This is a genomic window from Streptomyces sp. NBC_01716 (assembly GCF_036248275.1).
In the GTDB taxonomy this organism is placed as follows: Bacteria; Actinomycetota; Actinomycetes; order Streptomycetales; family Streptomycetaceae; genus Streptomyces.
Window position 1 is genome coordinate 1508025 of the sequence record NZ_CP109181.1, and the last position, 20646, is coordinate 1528670.

The 20646-nt window shown below is 70.8% G+C and carries 17 protein-coding genes; 9 read left to right on the top strand and 8 right to left on the bottom strand.

Annotation, left to right across the window (positions count from 1 at the left end; translation table 11 throughout):
* Positions 1-3: 3 nt before the first annotated feature.
* The 7 genes from OIE74_RS06415 to OIE74_RS06445 form a co-directional block, all read right to left on the bottom strand.
* On the bottom strand, positions 4-1032 hold the full coding sequence (locus tag OIE74_RS06415; RefSeq protein WP_329379304.1) for an ABC transporter substrate-binding protein: 1029 nt from the start codon (positions 1030-1032) through the stop codon (positions 4-6).
* A 259-nt stretch (positions 1033-1291) separates the two neighbouring features.
* Positions 1292-1420, bottom strand: coding sequence for a hypothetical protein (locus OIE74_RS06420; protein ID WP_329379306.1), 129 nt, complete (start codon positions 1418-1420; stop codon positions 1292-1294).
* 11 nt (positions 1421-1431) lie between these two features.
* Entirely contained in the window at positions 1432-2298 is an 867-nt protein-coding gene (locus OIE74_RS06425) for a nitrate ABC transporter substrate-binding protein (protein ID WP_329379308.1), read from the bottom strand.
* Positions 2299-2490: 192 nt separating this feature from the next.
* Positions 2491-3309 (bottom strand): IclR family transcriptional regulator, encoded by an 819-nt coding sequence (locus OIE74_RS06430; RefSeq protein ID WP_329379311.1) that lies wholly within the window; start codon positions 3307-3309, stop codon positions 2491-2493.
* 170 nt (positions 3310-3479) lie between these two features.
* Complete coding sequence (locus OIE74_RS06435; RefSeq protein WP_329379313.1) at positions 3480-5939, bottom strand: ATP-binding SpoIIE family protein phosphatase; 2460 nt, start codon at positions 5937-5939, stop codon at positions 3480-3482.
* 146 nt (positions 5940-6085) lie between these two features.
* Positions 6086-8521 (bottom strand): MFS transporter, encoded by a 2436-nt coding sequence (locus tag OIE74_RS06440; protein ID WP_443076040.1) that lies wholly within the window; start codon positions 8519-8521, stop codon positions 6086-6088.
* Between the two features lie 229 nt (positions 8522-8750).
* A complete protein-coding gene (locus tag OIE74_RS06445; protein ID WP_329392191.1) occupies positions 8751-9209 on the bottom strand; it encodes an SRPBCC family protein in 459 nt (152 codons plus the stop codon).
* 130 nt (positions 9210-9339) lie between these two features.
* Between OIE74_RS06445 and OIE74_RS06450 the strand changes: the two genes are divergently transcribed.
* From OIE74_RS06450 to OIE74_RS06465, 4 genes are all read left to right on the top strand, one after another.
* Entirely contained in the window at positions 9340-10383 is a 1044-nt protein-coding gene (locus OIE74_RS06450) for an Rv2578c family radical SAM protein (RefSeq protein WP_329379315.1), read from the top strand.
* A gap of 40 nt (positions 10384-10423) precedes the next feature.
* Positions 10424-10930: an O-acetyl-ADP-ribose deacetylase gene (locus OIE74_RS06455; protein ID WP_329379317.1), complete on the top strand. Its 507-nt coding sequence runs from the start codon at positions 10424-10426 to the stop codon at positions 10928-10930.
* Between the two features lie 183 nt (positions 10931-11113).
* A complete protein-coding gene (locus OIE74_RS06460; protein ID WP_329379319.1) occupies positions 11114-11518 on the top strand; it encodes a RidA family protein in 405 nt (134 codons plus the stop codon).
* 3 nt (positions 11519-11521) lie between these two features.
* On the top strand, positions 11522-12049 hold the full coding sequence (locus OIE74_RS06465; RefSeq protein WP_329379322.1) for a GNAT family N-acetyltransferase: 528 nt from the start codon (positions 11522-11524) through the stop codon (positions 12047-12049).
* Here OIE74_RS06465 and OIE74_RS06470 read toward each other — a convergent pair.
* Positions 12033-12602 (bottom strand): HEAT repeat domain-containing protein, encoded by a 570-nt coding sequence (locus tag OIE74_RS06470; protein WP_329392192.1) that lies wholly within the window; start codon positions 12600-12602, stop codon positions 12033-12035. The genes OIE74_RS06465 and OIE74_RS06470 overlap by 17 nt on opposite strands.
* Positions 12603-13141: 539 nt before the next feature.
* Between OIE74_RS06470 and OIE74_RS06475 the strand changes: the two genes are divergently transcribed.
* From OIE74_RS06475 to OIE74_RS06495, 5 genes are all read left to right on the top strand, one after another.
* Positions 13142-14929 carry a 3-hydroxyacyl-CoA dehydrogenase family protein gene (locus OIE74_RS06475; RefSeq protein WP_329379324.1) on the top strand — a complete coding sequence of 596 codons (1788 nt, stop codon included), beginning with the start codon at positions 13142-13144 and terminating at the stop codon, positions 14927-14929.
* Between the two features lie 59 nt (positions 14930-14988).
* Complete coding sequence (locus OIE74_RS06480; protein ID WP_329379325.1) at positions 14989-15810, top strand: TetR family transcriptional regulator; 822 nt, start codon at positions 14989-14991, stop codon at positions 15808-15810.
* Between the two features lie 447 nt (positions 15811-16257).
* Entirely contained in the window at positions 16258-17595 is a 1338-nt protein-coding gene (gene ccrA / locus OIE74_RS06485) for a crotonyl-CoA carboxylase/reductase (RefSeq protein WP_329379327.1), read from the top strand.
* Position 17596: 1 nt separating this feature from the next.
* The gene (locus tag OIE74_RS06490; protein WP_329379329.1) at positions 17597-19660 is read left to right on the top strand and encodes a protein meaA; all 2064 of its coding nucleotides are present in this window, start codon (positions 17597-17599) and stop codon (positions 19658-19660) included.
* Positions 19657-20646, top strand: a complete 990-nt coding sequence (locus OIE74_RS06495) for an HpcH/HpaI aldolase/citrate lyase family protein (protein ID WP_329379330.1) — start codon at positions 19657-19659, stop codon at positions 20644-20646. Before OIE74_RS06490 ends, OIE74_RS06495 begins: the two co-directional genes overlap by 4 nt.

A 20646-nucleotide genomic window follows, 5' to 3' on the forward strand; every position in this document is an offset into this window, starting at 1 on the left:
GGTTCACCCCAGCGAGCGGTAGACGGTCTTGTCCGGAACGGACTTGATGAGCCCGGTGCGCGCGGCGACCCGCAACTGCTCGCGCAGATTGGCGAACGAGGTCTCGTTCCACTCCTGCGGGTAGATCCCCGCGAGCCGCTCCGGCAGCAGTGCGATGGCCTTCTTCTCGGCGGCCGGAACGCCGTACGACGCGTGCAGTTCGGCGAGCACCTCGGGGCGGTCGGCGATGTGGTGGTGGGCTTCGAGGCGCAGCGCGGCCAAGGCGGCGGCCGTCTTCTTGTTGCCGTCCACCCAACTCCGCTGGCCACCCTGGCCGTTCAGCAGGAGCTGGGCGTCCGAGCCGGTGCCCTCACGCCACAGTTCGGTGACGGTGGAGAGCTGCCTGGCGCCCTTGGCGACGAGCCGGGTGGCGTTGGGCTCGATGGTGATGATGGCGTCCACGTCGCCGCGCTCGAAGAGCGCCAGACCGGCCAGTACCGCGCCCGGATGGGCCCGGTACTCCGACTCGAAGTCAACTCCGTTGACGGCGGTGGACAGTTGGGTCGAGCGGTAGGCGTCGCTGTTCTTGGGCGGGGTGGCTATCTTCTTGCCGCGCAGATCCTTGATCGTCCGGTACGGGCTGTTCTCCGGCACCAGCCATCGGACGTGGTTGGCCAGGCTCGCGGAGAAGATCACGACATCGGCCCCGGCCTCCAGCGCGACGGCGGCTCCGATCGGTCCCATGCTGGCCACGTCCAACGCCCCGGACAGCAGCTTGTTCTGCACATCCCCGGGCCCGGTGCCCGCGACGTACGACAGCTTCAGGTCTCCCGTCAGCCGCAGCTTCTCGCTGATGGGCCTGATGACCGCGCCGGCCGTGCCCGCCTGGGTGTCCTCGACCCTGGCGGACAGACCGCCACCGCCGGAACCGGAGTCGTCGCTCCCGCAGGCCGAGAGCAGCGGGCCGAGGCTCGCGGCGGCCAGGCCGTATCCGCCGGCGCGTAGCAGACCCCGGCGGTTCAGGGTCCGGGGAAAGGGGTGTGCGGGATGCATGGAGTGCTCCTCGGAGGGTGTCGCGGTCAAGGGGCCGCGCGTGAAGGCGGGCGGAGCGCGCGCCGGGCAGGCGGTGGGGCGGCGCGCTGGAGCGTTGCGCGGCGGCACGACGGTGGGCCGACGGAGCAGCGGAAGTGAACGGTCAGCTGTCGCCCGACAGAGAGTCGGCGACGGGGAGCGGCGGGGCCGCCCGTTCAGAAGGGTGTGTGCTGTGGGACGGAGAGCCGGCTCGTGCGTGCGCGCCGGTCCGTACGAGGCGTCAGAGCGCCGGACAGCGGGGAGAGGCGGAACAGCCGGGATCGCCCGGACACAGCCCGCCGGCGAGGAGACAGAGGTCCAGGTGGTAGCGCCGGGTGAGGCGCGGTGCGTGCGCCAGTTCAATCGTCATGGCTCGCCCCCTCACCTCAGTGCCAGAAGAGTGTCGTAGCCGCTGCGCCCGTCGGTGAGCTGCCAGGACCTCATCCAGGCATAACTCTCGGTGAAACGCTCCTTGGTGAAGGGCGTCGCGTGGGTGAAGCGGTGGTACTCCGGGCGGAGCCGCTCGGGTGCGAGCGCGCCGGCCACTTCCTCAACCACATGACCGGCGAACGACGGCCGGTCCGCGTTGATGAGATCCACGGCGGAGTTGACCGCCGACATGAAGAGGTCGAGACGCCCCGCCGTCAGATGCGGGGCGACGACCTGGGCGCCCCGGTAGAAGTAGCAGCCGAGCAGATGGGCGCCGCGCTCCAGCGCGAGGCTGAGGAAGGGCTCCATCAGCATCACGGCGCGCAGCTCTCCCCGCGCGGCGGATTCGAGCCGCGCCGCTGGCGGGCCCACATGCTCCAGCTTGATCTGCTCCCGGGGCACCGTGCCCTCCAGGAGATGCAGGGCGGTGTAGTGCGACCCCGTGAACTCGTTGACGCCGACGGGCACGTTGTTCATGTCGTGCGGCTCGTTCAGCGTGGGGTCGAAGCTCACCAGTGCCTGGGCGACGACGGCGGGGCGGAGGTAACCGATGTACCCGCCACGGCTGTTGCGCTCCAGACGGTCGATGCCGCCCCATTCGCAGAGATTGAACAGATCGGACCGCTCGGCCTCGAACAGGGCCTCCTTGCGGCGGGCGATCGGGTCCCTGACGTCACTCTCCCCGGCGGTGCCTGCGTCCGCGAAGCGCACGTCGAGACCGGCGTCCGCGAACAGGCCGCGCTCGACGGCGACGATCTCGGGGAGGTCGAAGACCGGGTGGTTGCGGGAGATGACGAGAGCGCCGTCGTGTGAGGCCATGCCGTCGTCCGCTCCCTTCGCACCGTGGTCGTGGTATCGCGAGGACGACTTTAAGGCAGCCCGCAGCACGCGTCAACTGCCGCTTTTCGCACAGCGCAAGAAGGTTTCACTGTGCGAAAAGAGCGAAGGGGGCGCGGATCGACCGTCTTCGGAGCCGGTCCGGGGCGGCCGGCTCAGAGCCTCGGAGCCGGGTCAGAGCTGGCCCAGGGCGAGTGCGACCGGCAGCCCACGCAGACTCTCCGCCGCGGCCACCACGGCGGACCCCAGCCGTCCGAGGCGGTCGTCCGCCATCCGGCTCGCGGGGCCCTGGATGTCCACCGCGAGCCGGATGTAGGCCGATCCGCTGTGCACGGGCGCGGCGATCCCCCGGAGGCCGCTGCCGCCCGTGTCGTCGAGGACGGCATAGCCGCGGAAGCGGGTGGCCAGCAGTTCGACGCTCTGCGACCAGCGTTCGCGGTCGTCGTCCCCGCCGCTCCCGCCGTACGTACCGGGCGCGGGTGCCCGGTCGCGGTCCGGGTCGAAGGCGGCGATGGCGAGCCCCATCACGGAGTCCGTCAGCGGTACGGCGCGGCCCGGCTCGCCCAAGTACCGCAGCGGCTGCTCCGACTGCACGCTCATCAGGGTCAGCACGGTGTCGCCGCGGCAAACCCCGACACTCGCGGTCTCCCCGGTGCGATCGGCCAACTCCTTCAGTACGGCGGTGACATCGGGCAGACCGCTGGAGGAGAGCGACCGCCGCCCCAGCCTCAGCAGTACGGGACCCGGCAGGAAACGCTCGCTCTCCCGCGAACGGCACAGCAGCCCCTCGGCCGTCAGTGTGGCCAACAGCCGGTGCACGGTGCTCACATTGAGCCCGGTGGTCTTCGACAACTCGGTCAAGGTGGCCCCCGAAGGGCTGTCGACCACGGCGCTGAGCAGCCGCGCGGCCCTGGCCACGGACTGCACACCACTCGTACGCGCCCCACGGGCCGACGCGTCGGGCTCGACGGGAGAGGAAGTCGAAAGGCTCATCCGCCGACGTTAACCCGGCCCCGCGGGACACGTCAGGCAGGGCTCAGGACGGACCACCCCGCGGGCAGCTCGATCCGGGGGCCGTCCGCCGATACTCCGTCCGGGGAAGCACGGTGTCGCCGCTGTCGATGATCCGCAGGCCCGCCTCGGTCAGCAGGGACTCACCCATCTCACGCCCACCGACGGTTAATTGACGCCACGTCACCTACGCGCTTCACTCGCGAACCCCTTCCCGCCAGAGCCAGTTCGAACCACACCGTCTTGCCGTGCGGAGTACTGCTGCTCCCCCAGCCACGGGCCAGCCGGCTCACGACCCGCAGACCCCGCCCGAACTGGTCGTCGGGCTTCGCGCCCAGCAGGCTCGCCGGGGCGGGGTTGTCGTCGGTGACCTCGCAGAGCAGGGCGTCGGCGCGGACCAGCCGGAGCCTCACATGGCGGATCCGGGCGTGGCGTACAGCGTTGGTGACCAGCTCGCTGACCATCAGCTCCGCGTGCTCCACGGCCTGCGGCAGATTCCAGTCGTACAGCTTGCCGCGCACCAGCCCCCGGGCCCGCGTGACCTCGCGCGCGTCGAGGGCGAGCCGCCACTCGGCGACGTCGTCGGCCGGGATGCCGTTCAGCCTGGCCATCAGCAGCGCCACGTCGTCCTTGCGTCCGCCGTGGGTGTTGAGCGCGCGAATGATGGTGTCGCAGGCCTGGTCCATGGAGGCGGCGGGATGCGCCGCCAGCTCGCAGAGGGCCGCCAGGCCCGCGCCGATCTCCTGGCCGCGCACCTCGACCAGGCCGTCGGTGCAGAGCACCAGCCGGTCGCCGGGGCGGACCCGTACCGTCACGTTCTCGAACGGCACCCCGCCGACACCGATGGGGGCGCCGGTCGGCAGGTCGAGCTGCTCGCTGCGGCCGTCGGCGGCGCGGACCACCACGGGCGGGATATGTCCGGCGTTGGCGATCTGGAGCTCGGAGCGGATGGGGTCGTAGACCGCGTACAGACAGGTCGCCAGATAGTTCTCGCCCAGCCGTCGTGCCAAGTCGTCCAGATTGCGGAGCAGTTGGGCGGGCGGCAGTTGCATGGTCGCCATCGTCTGCACGGCCGTACGCAACTGGCCCATCATCGCGGCCGAGTTGAGGCCGTGGCCCATGATGTCGCCCACGACGAACGCGGTACGGGAGCCGGGCAGTTTGACGGAGTCGAACCAGTCGCCGCCGATCCTGCCGAGCCGGGCGCCGGGCAGATAGCGGGTGGCGATGTCGCAGCCCGCCATCCGGCGCGCGACCTGCGGCAGCATGCTGTCCTGGAGGGTGTCGACGACATTCTCCTGATACGTGTACATCCTGGCGTTGTCGAGAACCAGACCGGCCCTCGCGGCCAGCTCGGCGCCGGTGGTGCGGTCCATGTCGTCGAAGGGGTGGCGTTCCTGACGCCGCATCAGCACCATGAAGCCCAGCACCATGTCGCGTGCCTTGAGCGGCACGAGCAGCATGGAGCGGTTGTTGATGAGCGGGCGCAGGTCGCGCTTCTCGAACCGCGCGGAGATCCGGTCGCCGTCCGCCTCGTCGAGCCGGGGGATGAGGACGGGTTCGCCGGTGACCATGCACTGGAAGAACGGGGTGTGTTCGGGGAAGGCGATGGCCTCGCCGATCGGCACCGTGTCGTCCCAGCGGCCCGGTTCGTCGTTGTGCTCGACCCGGACGCGGTGCCAGACGGTGGCCGCGTCGGGCGGGCCCGCGGGGAAGTCCTCACCGGCGAGGACGGCGGCGCGCAGATGGGTGCCCGCGAAGTCGGCGAAGCGGGGGACGGCGGCGCTGGTGACCTCGCGGATGGTGCGCGCCAGGTCGAGGGAGGAGCCGATCAGGCCGCTGACCTCGTTCAGGAACTCCAGGCGTTCGCGGACGGCCGCGTATTCGAGGTCCTGTTCCGGCGCGGGCGCGGGCGCGGGGTGGTCGGCCGTGCCGTACGCCCGCCCCTGTCTGACGGCAGCGCGGCGCGGCACACCCCAGTCGGGAGTGACCGGGACCCGGTCGCAGTGGCTGAACTCCAGTACGGGATAGCCGAGTTCGAGGACCTGGGCGACGATGCGACCGGAGTCGGCGACGCTCATGTTCGGCAGGATGTGCGGGAGATGGCCGGCCAGCGACTCGGAGTCGGGGAACTCGGTGTGCAGCGAGAAACTCGGCGCGATCCGCTCGCTGTCGGCGCCGGCGTCGATACGGAGCTGGTCGACGTCCGCGGCGAGTACGAGATGGCGGCCGGGTCCCGGGCCCGCGAGCGGATAGGCCCACCACAGCACATCGAGCCGGGGGCGTCCCGCGTCGGAGAGCGTCGCCCGGCCTGCGGTCGGATAGGAGCTGCGTCCGTGCAGCTCCGGACCGAGCTCGTCGTGCCCGTCGTACGCCTCGTACGCGCCGTTGACCCTCGCGGTCCTGTCCTCGGTGAGCGCCCCGGCGACCGGCATCAGATCGCCCGCGGGCTGCCCGACCGCTTCTTCCTCGGAATGGCCGAAAAGCCGCCCTGCGCCGCTCGACCAGTGCGACACGAGGCCGTCGGCGTCCACGACGACCACGGCGAGCGGAATCCGGCCGGCGACGGCACGATGCGGCCGCGTCCGGAGCGGCGGAGTGCCACTGTCCATGGGTGGAAGGCTCCTTCCCCGCCGCCGGGATCTGCGGCTGTGCACCCACGGTACGGCTCCGAACACGCAGTGCGCGGGGCATTGAACTAATAGGTCGTGCGCCCGCGCACTGGGAAAAGTTGACTGAAATTCAGTCAGTGGTCGGCTCAGTCCTCGTGGCCCAGTTGCAGGTCCCTCTCGGTGCGTCCGCCGCCCGCCATCCGCAGCACCGTGGCCACCGGCGGATACCCGGCGGCGATGACCGTGTACTCGCCGGAGGAGAGGTCGACGAAGCGAAACGTTCCGTCGGCGCCCGTCGTGAGAGTGTCGACGACATTTCCCGCCGCGTCGAGAAGCGTGACACGCGCGTCCTCGACCGGACGGCCCCCGCCGGCCCGTACGGTGCCGCGCAGCACCGCCCCGCCGGCCAGTTCGATGTCCTGTCTGGTCTCACGCGAGGCCTGGACGCTGACGAGCAGCGCGGCGGGACGGAAGGCGGGGGCGCTGGCCGCGAGGGTGTACTCCCCCGCCACCAACTCCGAGATGACGTAACCGCCTTCGCGCCCGCTGCGGGTGGAGGCGACGACGTCACCGCGTACGTCGGTGAGGGTGACGGCCGCGTCGCGTACGGGTGTGCCGTCGGCGGTCAGTACGGCGCCGGCGAGCCGCCCGGCGCCGCCGAGGACCACGTCCATCTCGACGGGGCGCTCGCCGACGGTCACGGTGACGGCCTGCGGCTGGTGCCCGCCGGCGGCTGCGATCATCACGTACGACCCGGCGCCGGGCACGCTCAGCGCGTACCGCCCGTCCTCGCCGCTGGCCCCGCGCCCGATCTGGGTGCCCTGGACGTCGATGAGGGTGAGGGCGGCGCGCGGGACGGTGGTGCCGTCGTGGTGCTGGACGGTGCCGCAGACGGGGACGCCCGGCGTGTACGTGGGCGAGGCGGCGGCGCCGTTCGAGGATGCGGGCGCCGACGGAGCGGTGCGGGCGGACGGTACGGCGGTGGACTCGGCGGCGGATGCGTTGTAGGACACCAGCGGTTTCTCCTTGAGGAAGCAGGCGATGAGCAGGCCGAGCAGGAGCACCGGCACGAGGTAGAGGAAGATGCGCGGCATCGCGTCCGCGTACGCCTGGATGTAGCTGTCGCGCAGCGCGGGCGGCATCGCGTGCACCATCTGCGGCGTGATGGATTCCGCGCTCGGCAGCCCGGCCCCGGACGGGACGCGGTCGACGAGCGCGTCGGCGAGGCGGTCGGCGAAGAGCGTGCCGAAGATGGCGGCGCCGACACTGCCGCCGATCTGGCGGAAGTAGTTGTTGGCGCTGGTGGCGGTGCCGAGGTCGGAGGGCTGCACGGAGTTCTGCACAGCGAGGATCAGCACCGGCATGACCAGGCCGATACCGATGCCGAGCACGGCCTGCCAGACGCTGTATTCGAGGCGGGAGGTGTCCGTCTCCAGCCGGGACAGCAGCCACATGCCGACGGCGGAGACCGCGGCGCCGAGGATCGGGTAGACGCGGTAGCGGCCCGTCTTGCTGATGAGCTGGCCGGAGATGATGGAGGCGCCGACGATGCCGCCCATCATCGGCAGCATCAGCAGGCCGGACTCGGTGGCCGACGCACCGTCGACCATCTGGAGGAAGGTCGGCAGATAACTGGCTGCGCCGAAGAGCGCGATGCCGATGACCGCGCCGACGAGACCGGTGATGTTGAAGATCGAGTCGCGGAACAGCCGCAGCGGGATGATCGGTTCGGGCGCGAAGCGTTCGACGACCAGGAACAGGACGGCGGTCACGACGGAGCCGACGGCGAGTCCGACGATGACGCGCGAGCCCCACTCGTACTCCGTACCGCCCCAACTGGTCAGCAGCACCAGGCAGGTCGACGCGGCGGCGAGCAGCAGGGCGCCCAGGATGTCGAGCCGGGCCTTGGTGCGGGGCTTGGGGAGTTTGAGTACGACGGTGACGACGGCGAGGGTGACGAGGCCGAACGGCACGTTGAAGTAGAAGCACCAGCGCCAGGAGACATGGTCGGTGAAGAAGCCGCCGAGCAGCGGTCCTGCGACCGACGCGAGGCCGAAGGCGCCGCCGATGAGGCCCATGTAGCGCCCGCGTTCGCGGGGCGGCACGATGTCGGCGATGATCGCCTGGACACCGATCATGAGTCCGCCGGCGCCGACGCCCTGGAGGGCGCGGAAGGCGATGAGTTCGTTCATCGTGCGGGACCAGCCGGCCAGGGCCGATCCGACGATGAAGACGACGATCGCGAACTGGAAGACGCCCTTGCGGCCGAAGAGATCGCCGAGCTTGCCGTAGATCGGCAGGCCGATCGTGGAGGTCAGCAGATACGCGGTGATCGCCCAGGGCATCCGGTCGAGGCCCTGGAGTTCGCCGACGATCTTCGGCAGGGCGGTGGCGACGATCATCTGCTCAAGCGCCGCGAGCAGCAGCGCGAGCATCAGCCCGATGAAGACCAGGCGCACCCGGCGCGGGGAGAGTTCATCGCCCGGGGTGGCGGCGCCGGTGGCGGGTGGGGGCGGGTTGATCGTGACCGGAGTGGGCACGGTGGCCTGCTCGTCGTCCTTCACCAGCGTGATCCCACCCACGAATTGCTCCCCTTCGTCGCCTCTGCGCGGCGTAATTCTTCACATTGCACGCAGAGCGGGAGCAAGTCGGGCGGTTCGCCGGATGGAGTACGGCGCATCGCGGCATTCGGTTGTGAGAGGTCTCCGGGGGGCGCTCATCAGCGGCTTTCCCACGACGCGTGGTGCGCGGGCGCACGTCACGCGTCGCGGGTAAAACCACTCGAATCGGTGACCCCGGGGTGGGGACCGTTCAGGACGTCTCGGACGCCTTCTCCGTCTCCGTCGCGAGCTTTTCGAGCAGTTCGTCGTAGATACGGGCGAGCCCCTTGGGCGCGAACGTCCTCTCGAAGAAGCCGCCGATGCCGCCCGCGCCGTCCCAGACGGTCGTCACTACGGCCTTGGAACGGCCCTCGCCGGCCGGTGTGACGACCCAGGTGGTGACCATCGAGGAGTTGCGGTCCTTCTCCACGAGCTGACCGTCCGTGGGCTCGGTGACTTCGAGGAGACAGTCGCGGACGCGCTTGCTGGTCGCCTGGAGCTTCCAGTGGACGAGCGTCCCCTCGCCGTCCCCGCCCTCGCGGACCTCGTACTCACTGAAGTGCGCGGGCAGCACCTTCGGACGGATCTCCTGGTAGTCCGCCAGCGCGTCGAACACCGTCTCCGGGTCCGCCGCGATGATCCGCTCCGTCGTGGCCTCGACCTGCGCCATGGCTTCCTCCAGCATTCGTTTCTCCGGACGGCCAGCCAACCATCTCCGCGAGGCGCGCCCAAATCCGGGGTTGCATCGATCACGGGAACACGTGTTCTATTCTGTGGTCAGTACAACTGAGGAGGCGCACATGCGCTGGGACAATCTGGCCGAGAACCCCACGTCGGCCCGCGACGCGGCGCTCTTCGACACGGACGCGGTACGTACGAGGACCTTCGACACCCCCGAATTCCGCGGAATCACGTTCCACGAGATCCGCGCCCGTTCGATCGTGAACCGGGTACCGGGCGCGTCCCGGATGCCCTTCGAATGGACGGTCAATCCGTACCGGGGGTGCTCACACGCGTGCGTGTACTGCTTCGCCCGCAAGACCCACAGCTATCTGGACCTCGACACCGGCATCGGCTTCGACTCGCAGATCGTTGTCAAGATCAACGCGCCGGAGCTGCTGCGCCGCCAGCTCGCCTCGCGCCGCTGGCAGGGCGCGCACATCGCGATGGGTACGAACGTCGACTGCTACCAGCGGGCCGAGGGCCGCTACCGGCTGATGCCCGGCATCATCTCCGCGCTGCGCGACCGCGCGAACCCCTTCTCCATCCTGACGAAGGGCACGCTGATCCTGCGCGACCTCGAACTGCTGCAACAGGCCGCCGAGGTCACGGACGTCGGCGTGTCCGTCTCCGTCGGCTTCACCGACCAGCGGCTGTGGCGCACGGTCGAGCCGGGCACGCCCTCGCCGCAGCGCCGCCTCGACGCCGTCCGCACGCTGACGGACAGCGGCATCGGCTGCGGGGTCCTGATGGCCCCCGTCATCCCCTTCCTCGGCGACAGCGCGGACCAGCTGCGGGCCACGGTGCGGGCGATAGCCGCGTCCGGGGCGACGTCGGTGACCCCGCTGGTGCTGCATCTGCGGCCGGGCGCGCGCGAGTGGTTCATGCGGTGGCTGCGGGAGCACCACGCGTATCTGGTGCCTCGGTACGAGCGGCTGTACGCGGAGGGGGCGTACGCGCCGAAGTGGTACCAGCGCCGCATCACGCGCCAGGTCCATGAACTCGCCGACGAGTTCGGCATCGGCCCGGCCGGGCGGGCGGCGCGGCGGCGCGTCCTGGTCCCGGAGACACCGGAGGTGCCTGAGGTGCCCGAAGTGGGGCCGACGCAGCTGACGCTGCTGTGATTCCGGCGCACGCGCGGGGGCCCGGTGCGATCATCCGGGCATGACAGTGATCGAGGTCGTACAGGGCGACATCACGCGCCAGGACACGGAAGCCATCGTCAACGCGGCCAACGAGTCGCTGCGCGGCGGGGGCGGCGTGGACGGGGCGATCCACCGGGCGGCCGGCCCACGGCTCGCGGAGGCGGGCGCGGCGCTCGCACCGTGCGCGCGTGGCGACGCGAAGGCGACCCCAGGCTTCGACCTGCCGCCGCCGATCCGCCATGTGATCCACACGGTGGGCCCGGTCTGGAAGGGCGGCGACCGGGGCGAGGCGGACGCCCTGGCCTCCTGCTACCGCCGCTGCCTGGAGGTGGCGGACGAACTGGGCATCAGGAGCGTCGCGTTCCCGGCGATCTCCACGGGCATCTTCGGTTTCCCGCAGGACCGGGCGGCCCGGATCGCGGTCACCACGCTCAGGTCGACGCCGACGACTGTGGAACGGATCAGTCTGATGGCGTTCGACACGCAGACGCACGGACTGCTGACGAGGGCGCTGGGGGCGGCGTAGACCTGGGGTGCGTTTTCAGCCCGTCCGGCGTTTGAAAACGGACCGGCGACCGGGCGGGTCCGGGGTTGCCAACACGGGCGTGCCGCAGGGCGGGTGGCTTCTCGGGCCGAGGGGGCCGGGCGAGCCGTCCCGGCGCGGAAAAGCCCTCGCCCCGCGGTGAGCGTGCCCGCGAGGATGGGCCGCATGACTCGACTCACTCATGTGCACTCCCCCGCCGGCGTCGCCCCCGGCAGCGGCTACAGCCACGTCGTCTGGGGCACCGGGCGGTTCGTCGCCGTGTCCGGGCAGTGCGCCTTCGACAGCGAAGGCGGGATCGTCGGCGTGGGGGACGCCGGGGCGCAGGCGCGGCAGGTCTTCGAGAATCTGCGGCGCTGTCTCGCCGAGGCCGGGGCCACCTTCGCCGACGTCGTCAAGCTGACGTACTTCGTGACCGACGTCGCGCACCTGCCCGCCGTACGCGTCGCGCGCGACGAGGTGATCGACACCGCGCGGCCCCCGGCCAGCTCCGCCGTCCAGGTGGCCGCGCTGTTCCGGCCCGAACTCCTCGTTGAGATCGAGGCGTTCGCGATCGTGGGCGAGGACGCCTGAGCCATGGACCTCCGGATACGCGCGATGACCGAGGACGACTGCGAGGCCGTCGCGGCCGTGCGGGTCGGCGGCTGGCAGTGGGCGTACGCCGGGCTGATGCCGCAGGCGTATCTCGACGCGATGAGCGTCGAGGAGGACGCGGCCCGGCAGCGCGGCCGGCTCGTCGGCGGGCACGGCACCGTCGTGAACATCGTGGCGGAGCGTGACGGCGTCGTGGTCGGCTGGGCCTGCTTCGGACCGTGCCGGGACGAGGACACACCCGCCGGCGCACAGGAGCTGTACGCGCTGTACGTACGGCCGGAGCATGTCTCCGGCGGCGTCGGCCGCGCGCTGATGGACACCTGGCTGGAGCGGGCCACCGCCGCCGGGTGCTCCCCGCTCGTCCTCTGGGTCCTGAAGGAGAACAGCCGGGCCAGGCGCTTCTACGAAAAGGCTGGATTCACACCCGACGGCGCCGAGGAACCCTTCCAGGTCGGCGGCGCGGAAGTGCCCGAGGTGCGTTACGCCCGCTCCTTCAGCCGAGCCGGCTGAGCGCCTCCGACGCGGCGCCGGAGAGCCGGGGGTGCGCGCGGGCGGCCCTGAGCAAGGGCAGCGCGCGCCGGTCGCCCAGCTGCCCCAGGCCCTCGACGCACGCCAGCGCCACCCGCCAGTGCGTCTCGCCGGGCGCGAGCAGCCGCTCCAGGGTCGTGAGCAGGGCCGGTACGGACTCCGGCGCCCGTAGCTCGGTCAGCAGCCGCACCGGGTGGAGCGCGTACGCGGTACGCAGCACGTTCGTGGCGAGCGCGGCGGCGGCGCGCGGGGTACGGGGGTCGGCAAGCCGGGCGAGCGCGTGCGCGGCCGACGCGCAGCGCTCGGGATCGCGGTGGTTGAGGAGCAGCACCAGCGTCTCGAACGCCCGCCTGTCCCCCGCGCGGCCCAGCCGGAAGGCGGCGATCTCCCGGGCCCACAGGGGGTGCCGGGGTGCGACGAGGACGTCGGCCAGCTCCTCGTGGTCGTCGGTGCCGATCAGCCGCCGGTACGTGGCCGAGTCGCGGGACTCCTCCCGTACCCGCTCGGCGAACGAGCGCAAGTGCTCGTCGGGGATGCCCTGTTCGGCACGGGCGGTGACCGACGCGCGGGGTGCGGTCACCCCGGCCACCCCGGCGGCCTCGACCACCCCAGCCGCTCCCGCGGCCCCAGCCGCTCCCACCGTGTCCGCGGGTCCTGCCTGCCGTTCCAGCTCGCTCATGCCGGGCAGGGTATCCGCGCTCCGTGTCCACGAGGGCGCTCTCCGTGACCGCCACACCCGGGAACGGCCGGATCCCACCGGTGGCGCATCGCACATCTCCGCAGGGCTGGCGCGCTCGTTACCCGCCGGTTAATCTCAAGTGAGCGGGAACCCCCGCGGCTCCCGGTGGCCTGGTGACGCAGCCACCGTGAGTGTCCGTCGGTTCGGCACAACGCGGTTGGGCGACACCGCGGCCGTTTTCACCGTGGCCGCACGGCGTGATCCCGGGACAGGGTCCGCCGGCTCTCGCTTCTCCCTGCCACAGCCGCCCTCACCGCCATCTCCGCCCGCGCGGCACGCGCACGCGACACGCACCTGTCCCCTCTTCAGTCGTCACTCACCCCAGGAGTCCCGTGATGGACATCCCTCTCTCCACCATCGCCGTCGTCGGCCTCGGCACGATGGGGACCGGTATCACCGAGGTCCTCGCCCGCGCCGGCCGTGAGGTCATCGGTATCGACATCGACGAAAGCGCCACCGCCCACGCGGTCGGCGTGTTCGAAGCGTCCACCGCGCGTGCCGTGGAGCGCGGGCGGATCACCGAGGAGGAGCGGAGCGCGATGCTCGCCCGCTTCCGTACCTTCACCGATCTCGGGGCCGCCGCCGACGCCGATCTCGTCATCGAGGTCGTCCCGGAGTCGTACGAGATCAAGCAGCAGGTCTTCCGCGCGCTGGACGCGATCGTCTCCCCCACCGCCATCCTGGCCACCGGCACGAACGCCCTGTCGGTGACCCGGCTCGCCGCCGACTCCGCGCATCCCGAGCGTGTGCTCGGGCTGCATTTCTTCAACCCGGCCCCCGCGATGCGGCTGGTCGAGGTCGTCTCGTCGGTGCTGACCGCGCCGACCGCCGTCACCGCCGTCACGGCGCTGGCGCGTGAGCTGGGCAAGGAGCCCGTCGCCGTGGGCGACCGGCCCGGTTTCGTCGCGGACGGGCTGCTCTTCGGCTATCTCAACCAGGCCGCCGCGATGTACGAGGCCAGGTACGCGTCGCGCGAGGACATCGACGCCGCGATGCGGCTCGGCTGCGGGCTGCCGATGGGCCCGCTGGCGCTGCTCGACCTGATCGGCGTCGACACCGCCCGTACGGTCCTGGAGGCCATGTACGCCGCGTCGCGCGACCGGCTGCACGCCCCGGCGCCGGTCCTGCGCCAACTCAGCGAGGCCGGGCTCACCGGCCGTAAAACGGGGCGCGGCTTCTACACGTACGAGGCGCCGGGCAGCGGCACGGTCGTGCGCGACGCGCTGACCCCGCTGGACGACGGCCGCGGCGACGGGAGCGAGAGGACCGTCCGCTCGGTCGGCGTCGCGGGCTCGGGCACGATGGCGAGCGGTATCGCCGAGGTCTTCGCCAAGGCGGGTTACGTCGTGGTGCTCGCGGCCCGCAGCCAGGAGAAGGCGGACGCCGCGAAGGCACGGGTGGCCAAGTCGCTGGGCCGCTCCGTCGACAAGGGGCGGCTGACCGGGGAGGCGCGCGACGACGCGCTGGCGCGGATCACCCCGGCCGGTTCGCTGGACGCGTTCGACGACGTGGATCTCGCCGTGGAGGCGGTGACCGAGGACCTGGAGGTCAAGCGGCAGCTGTTCGCGGCGCTCGACAAGGTCTGCAAGCCGGGTGCGGTGCTGGCCACCACCACGTCGTCGCTGCCGGTGGTGGCGTGCGCCCGCGCCACCACGCGTCCGCAGGACGTGATCGGGATGCACTTCTTCAACCCGGCGCCCGCGATGAAGCTGGTCGAGGTGGTCCGTACGGTCCTCACGTCGGACGAGGCCCACGCGACGGTCCGCGAGGTGTGCGCGACGATCCGCAAGCATCCGGTGGACTGCGGCGACCGGGCCGGTTTCATCGTGAACGCGCTGCTGTTCCCGTATCTGAACAACGCGGTGAAGATGGTCCAGGAGCACTACGCGACGCTGGACGACATCGACGCGGCGATGAAGCTGGGCGGCGGCTATCCGATGGGGCCGTTCGAACTGCTGGACGTGGTCGGTCTGGATGTCTCGCTGGCCATCGAGCGGGCCCTGCACCGCGAGTTCCGCGATCCCGGGCTGGCTCCGGCGCCACTGCTGGAACACCTGGTGGCGGCGGGTTGTCTGGGCCGTAAGACGGGCCGGGGTTTCCGCGAGTACGCCGCCCGGCGCTGACGCCCGGGAGCGGCCCCCCACGGGCGCGCCGTCCTGCGCGGATGCAGTACGTTCGGGGCATGGCCCAGCCCGCTGACTCCCCCCGACGGCCCGCCCGTACGAACCCGACGTCCGACGCGCCGGAGAGCGCGGCGGGCGGCCGCGCGGCGGCCCAGCGGCTGAAGATGCGCCGGGAACTGTCGGCGGCGGCGATGGAGTTGTTCTCGACCAAGGGGTACGAGGCGACGACCGTCGACGAGATCGCCGCGGCGGCCGGGGTCGCGCGGCGGACGTTCTTCCGGCACTTCCGTTCCAAGGAAGAGGCGATCTTCCCCGACCACGACGACACCCTCGTCCGCGCGGAGGCCGTCCTGAACGCGGCGCCCGCGCACGAGCATCCGCTCGACACGGTGTGCCGGGGTATCAAGGAAGTCATGCGGATGTACGCGGCCTCGCCGACCCTGTCCGTGGCGCGCTACCAGCTCACCCGCGAGGTGCCCACCCTGCGCGAGGCGGAGATCGCCTCGGTGGCCCGTTACGAACGGCTCTTCACCCGTTATCTGCTGGGCCATTTCGACGAGCACGAGCACCCCGACGGCAACGACGATCCGCTGCTCGCCGAAGTGGCCGCGTCCGCCGTCGTCACCGCGCACAACCATGTGCTGCGCCGCTGGCTGCGGGCCGACGGCCAGGGCGATGTGGAGGCGCAGCTGGACCACGCCTTCGCGATCGTCCGCGACACGTTCGGCTCGGGCATCGCTGCGGGCCGGGCCATGGGCGGTGCGGCGCAGCCGGCGGCCACGGTGAGCACCAGCGGCGAGGTCCTGGTGGCGGTGGCCCGTACGGACGCGCCGCTGGACGAGGTCATGCGCACGATCAAGCAGGCGCTCAAGAACGCGTGACTCGTTCGGCGACCGGCTCTTCACCCGCACGCCCACGGTGACACGCCTCAACTGAGCCGCTCCGCCACCAAACAGCCACCTAAGGTGACATTTCACCTCACAGAGTGGACTGCCGGTGCTCATGCGTGCCTCACGGATGACAACTGAGACAAATTCTTGGCACGCAGTGCCTTGTCCATCGACACGGCGTGCCATACGTTGTGGGTGTCCGGGCGGCCGGCGCACCGAGTTCCCTCGTACGCCGGCTGTCCCCGCGAGCCACCCGGCCCGCGCGCCCGGACGCCTGCGTCACAGGCATTCCGCACGCCCACCCGGCGTCGCCGCGCACCACCACACGCCGAACCGACGGCACACCTCCATCGCCCCACGCGCACAGCGCGGCCCCACGTCCCATCCCTCAGGGACCTGTTCAGCGTTCCCGCAACACGCTCCGCCGGAGGCCACACCGTGAAGGACATCCTGGACGCCATCATGTCGCCGGACAGCACGTCCGCCGACTTCGCCGCACTGCCCCTGCCCGAGACCTACCGCGCGGTGACCGTGCACAAGGACGAGACCGACATGTTCGCCGGTCTCGACTCGCGCGAGAAGGACCCGCGCAAGTCTCTGCACATCGACGACGTGCCGGTGCCCGAACTCGGCCCCGGCGAGGCCCTGGTGGCCGTCATGGCCAGCTCGGTCAACTACAACTCCGTCTGGACCTCGATCTTCGAGCCGATGTCGACCTTCGGCTTCCTGGAGCGCTACGGCAAGCTCAGTGAGCTGTCGAGGCGTCATGACCTGCCGTACCACGTCATCGGCTCCGACCTGGCCGGGGTCGTGCTGCGTACCGGGCCCGGTGTCAACACCTGGCACCCGGGCGACGAGGTCGTCGCGCACTGCCTCTCCGTCGAGCTGGAGAGCTCGGACGGGCACAACGACACGATGCTCGACCCCGAGCAGCGCATCTGGGGCTTCGAGACGAACTTCGGCGGTCTGGCCGAGATCGCGCTCGTCAAGTCCAACCAGCTGATGCCCAAGGCCCGTCATCTGAGCTGGGAGGAGGCCGCGGCCCCCGGTCTGGTCAACTCCACCGCGTACCGCCAGCTGGTGTCGCGCAACGGCGCCGGGATGAAGCAGGGCGACAACGTGCTGATCTGGGGGGCGAGCGGCGGACTCGGCTCGTACGCGACCCAGTTCGCGCTCGCCGGCGGCGCCAACCCCGTCTGTGTGGTCTCCAGCGACCACAAGGCGGAGATCTGCCGGCGCATGGGCGCCGAGGCGATCATCGACCGCACCGCCGAGGAGTACCGGTTCTGGCAGGACGAGCACCGTCAGAACCCGCGTGAGTGGAAGCGGTTCGGCAAGCGCATCCGGGAGCTGACCGGCGGCGAGGACGTCGACATCGTCTTCGAGCACCCGGGCCGGGAGACCTTCGGCGCCAGCGTGTACGTCACCCGCAAGGGCGGCACGATCGTCACCTGCGCCTCGACGTCCGGCTACACGCACGAGTACGACAACCGCTATCTGTGGATGTCGCTGAAGCGGATCGTGGGCTCGCACTTCGCCAACTACCGCGAGGCGTGGGAGGCCAACCGGCTCGTCGGCAAGGGCAAGATCCACCCGACGCTGTCGAAGGTGTACCCCCTGGAGGAGACCGGGCAGGCCGCGTACGACGTGCACAGCAACCGCCATCAGGGCAAGGTCGGGGTGCTCGCGCTCGCGCCCCGCGAGGGCCTGGGAGTCGGCGACCCCGAGACCCGCGCGCGGCACATCGGCGCCATCAACCGCTTCCGGGACGTGTGACATGCCGGAAGCGGAGCGGGGATCGGGACGGGAAGCGGAGCGAAAGGCCGGCAGCGGCAGGCGGCCGAAGGACCGGCCGTGGCTCATGCGGACGTACGCCGGCCATTCGACCGCCGAGGCGTCCAACGAGCTGTACCGGAACAACCTGGCCAAGGGCCAGACCGGTCTCTCGGTCGCCTTCGACCTGCCGACGCAGACGGGCTACGACCCGGACCATGTCCTGGCGCGCGGCGAGGTCGGCCGGGTGGGCGTCCCCGTCTCCCATCTCGGGGACATGCGGCGGCTGTTCCAGGACATCCCGCTGGCGAAGATGAACACGTCGATGACCATCAACGCCACCGCCATGTGGCTGCTGGCGCTCTACCAGGTGGTCGCCGAGGAGCAGGGCGCGGACAGCGAGCTGCTCCAGGGGACGACGCAGAACGACATCGTCAAGGAGTACCTGTCGCGCGGGACGCATGTCTTCCCGCCGGTGCCCTCGCTGCGGCTGACCACCGACATGATCACGTACACGGTGGCGCACATCCCCAGATGGAACCCGATCAACATCTGCAGCTACCACCTCCAGGAGGCGGGGGCGACCCCGGTCCAGGAGATCGCGTACGCGATGTCGACGGCGGTCGCCGTGCTGGACGCGGTGCGCGACAGCGGGCAGGTGCCGGCGGAGCGGTTCGGTGATGTCGTCGCCCGTATCTCGTTCTTCGTGAACGCCGGGGTGCGTTTCATCGAGGAGATGTGCAAGATGCGCGCCTTCGGCCGCATCTGGGACCGGATCACCCGGGAGCGGTACGGCGTACGGGACGAGAAGCAGCGCCGCTTCCGTTACGGAGTCCAGGTCAACTCCCTGGGACTGACGGAGGCGCAGCCCGAGAACAACGTGCAGCGCATCGTGCTGGAGATGCTGGGTGTGACGCTCTCCAAGGACGCGCGGGCCCGCGCCGTACAACTCCCGGCGTGGAACGAGGCGTTGGGACTCCCCCGGCCGTGGGACCAGCAGTGGTCGCTGCGGATACAGCAGGTACTGGCCCTGGAGAGCGACCTGTTGGAGTACGACGACATCTTCGCCGGGTCGCATGTCGTGGAGACGAAAGTGGCCTCCCTCGTCGAGGACTCACTGGCGGAGATGGACCGGATCGAGGAGATGGGCGGTCTGTTGGCCGCCGTCGAGTCGGGCTATCTGAAGTCGCGGCTGGTCTCCTCGCACGCCGAGCGCCGGGCGCGTATCGAGTCGGGCGAGGAGAAGATCGTCGGCGTCAACTGCTTCGAGCAGACCGAGCCCAGCCCGCTGACCGCCGATCTGGACACCGCGATCATGACGGTCGACCCGGCGAACGAGGCACGGGTCGTGGCGGCGCTGCGGGAGTGGCGGGAGAACCGGGACGAGACGCGGGCGGACGAGTCGCTGGCCGCGCTGAAGCGGACGGCGGCCGGTACCGGCAATCTGATGGCGGCGACCGTGGAGTGCGCGCGGGCCGGTGTGACGACCGGCGAGTGGGCGTGGGCGCTGCGGGACGTCTTCGGCGAGTTCCGGGCGCCGACCGGGGTGAGCGGCGCACCGGTCGCGGTCGCCGCCGAGGCGGGCACGGCGCTCGCCGCCGTACGGGAGAAGGTGTCCCGTACGGCCGCCGAACTCGGCTCGGGGCGGCTGCGTCTCCTTGTGGGCAAGCCGGGGCTGGACGGCCACTCCAACGGGGCCGAGCAGATCGCCGTACGCGCGCGGGACGCCGGGTTCGAGGTGGTCTACCAGGGCATCAGGCTGACACCCGAACAGATCGTGAGCGCCGCCGTCGCCGAGGACGTGCACTGCGTGGGCCTGTCGATCCTCTCGGGCTCGCACGCCGCGCTGGTGCCCGACGTGCTGGGCCGGCTGCGCGAGGCGGGGGCCGGGGACATCCCGGTGATCGTCGGCGGGATCATCCCGGGCGCCGACGCCGAGGCGCTGCGGGCCGCCGGAGTGGCCGCCGTCTTCACCCCGAAGGACTTCGGGATCACCGAGATCATCGGCCGTATCGTCGACGAGATCCGTCACGCGAACAAGCTCGACCCCTTGGAGGTCCGCACATGACCAGCCCCGACGCCGCCGGCACCGGCGGCCCCGCGAACAGGCTCAGGCCCCGCCGCTCCTGCCTCGCCGTCCCCGGCTCCAACCCCCGCTTCCTGGAGAAGGCACAGGGTCTGCCCGCCGACCAGGTCTTCCTCGATCTGGAGGACGCCTGCGCGCCGCTCGCCAAGGAAGGCGCCCGGCACACCATCGTCGACGCGCTCAACAAGGGTGATTGGACGGGCAAGACGCGGGTCGTACGGGTCAACGACTGGACGACGCACTGGACTTACCGTGACGTGATCACGGTCGTGGAGGGCGCGGGCCACAATCTGGACTGCCTCATGCTGCCCAAGGTCCAGGACGCGCAGCAGGTCGTCTCGCTCGATCTGCTGCTCACCCAGATCGAGAAGACGATGGGCTTCGAGGTCGGCCGTATCGGTATCGAGGCGCAGATCGAGAACGCCAAGGGGCTGGTGAACGTCGACGAGATCGCCGCCTCGTCGCCACGGCTGGAGACGATCGTGTTCGGCCCCGCCGACTTCATGGCGTCCATCAACATGAAGACGCTGGTGGTCGGCCAGCAGCCGCCCGGTTACGGCGCGGACGCCTACCACTACATCCTGATGCGGATCCTGATGGCGGCCCGTACCCACGATCTCCAGGCGATCGACGGGCCGTTCCTCCAGATCCGGGACGTGGACGCGTTTCGCGAAGTCGCCGGCCGGGCCGCCGCGCTGGGCTTCGACGGCAAGTGGGTGCTGCACCCGGGGCAGATCGACGCCGCGAACGAGATCTTCTCGCCGTCGCAGGAGGACTACGACCACGCGGAGTTGATCCTCGACGCGTACGACTACGCGACGTCCGAGGCGGGCGGCAAGAAGGGGTCGGCGATGCTCGGCGACGAGATGATCGACGAGGCGAGCCGCAAGATGGCGCTGGTCGTCTCCGGCAAGGGACGGGCGGCGGGCCTGCGGCGGACGTCGGCGTTCGAAGCCCCGGAGGCGTGA

Excerpts from the sequence above, each read along its gene's own strand:
- OIE74_RS06415 (WP_329379304.1), bottom strand. The coding sequence starts at position 1,032 with ATGCATCCCGCACACCCCTTTCCCCGGACCCTGAACCGCCGGGGTCTG.
- OIE74_RS06420 (WP_329379306.1), bottom strand. The coding sequence starts at position 1,420 with ATGACGATTGAACTGGCGCACGCACCGCGCCTCACCCGGCGCTACCAC.
- OIE74_RS06425 (WP_329379308.1), bottom strand. The coding sequence starts at position 2,298 with ATGGCCTCACACGACGGCGCTCTCGTCATCTCCCGCAACCACCCGGTC.
- OIE74_RS06430 (WP_329379311.1), bottom strand. The coding sequence starts at position 3,309 with ATGAGCCTTTCGACTTCCTCTCCCGTCGAGCCCGACGCGTCGGCCCGT.
- OIE74_RS06435 (WP_329379313.1), bottom strand. The coding sequence starts at position 5,939 with ATGGACAGTGGCACTCCGCCGCTCCGGACGCGGCCGCATCGTGCCGTC.
- OIE74_RS06445 (WP_329392191.1), bottom strand. The coding sequence starts at position 9,209 with ATGGCGCAGGTCGAGGCCACGACGGAGCGGATCATCGCGGCGGACCCG.
- OIE74_RS06450 (WP_329379315.1), top strand. The coding sequence starts at position 9,340 with ATGCGCTGGGACAATCTGGCCGAGAACCCCACGTCGGCCCGCGACGCG.
- OIE74_RS06455 (WP_329379317.1), top strand. The coding sequence starts at position 10,424 with ATGACAGTGATCGAGGTCGTACAGGGCGACATCACGCGCCAGGACACG.
- OIE74_RS06460 (WP_329379319.1), top strand. The coding sequence starts at position 11,114 with ATGACTCGACTCACTCATGTGCACTCCCCCGCCGGCGTCGCCCCCGGC.
- OIE74_RS06465 (WP_329379322.1), top strand. The coding sequence starts at position 11,522 with ATGGACCTCCGGATACGCGCGATGACCGAGGACGACTGCGAGGCCGTC.
- OIE74_RS06475 (WP_329379324.1), top strand. The coding sequence starts at position 13,142 with ATGGACATCCCTCTCTCCACCATCGCCGTCGTCGGCCTCGGCACGATG.
- OIE74_RS06480 (WP_329379325.1), top strand. The coding sequence starts at position 14,989 with ATGGCCCAGCCCGCTGACTCCCCCCGACGGCCCGCCCGTACGAACCCG.
- OIE74_RS06490 (WP_329379329.1), top strand. The coding sequence starts at position 17,597 with ATGCCGGAAGCGGAGCGGGGATCGGGACGGGAAGCGGAGCGAAAGGCC.
- OIE74_RS06495 (WP_329379330.1), top strand. The coding sequence starts at position 19,657 with ATGACCAGCCCCGACGCCGCCGGCACCGGCGGCCCCGCGAACAGGCTC.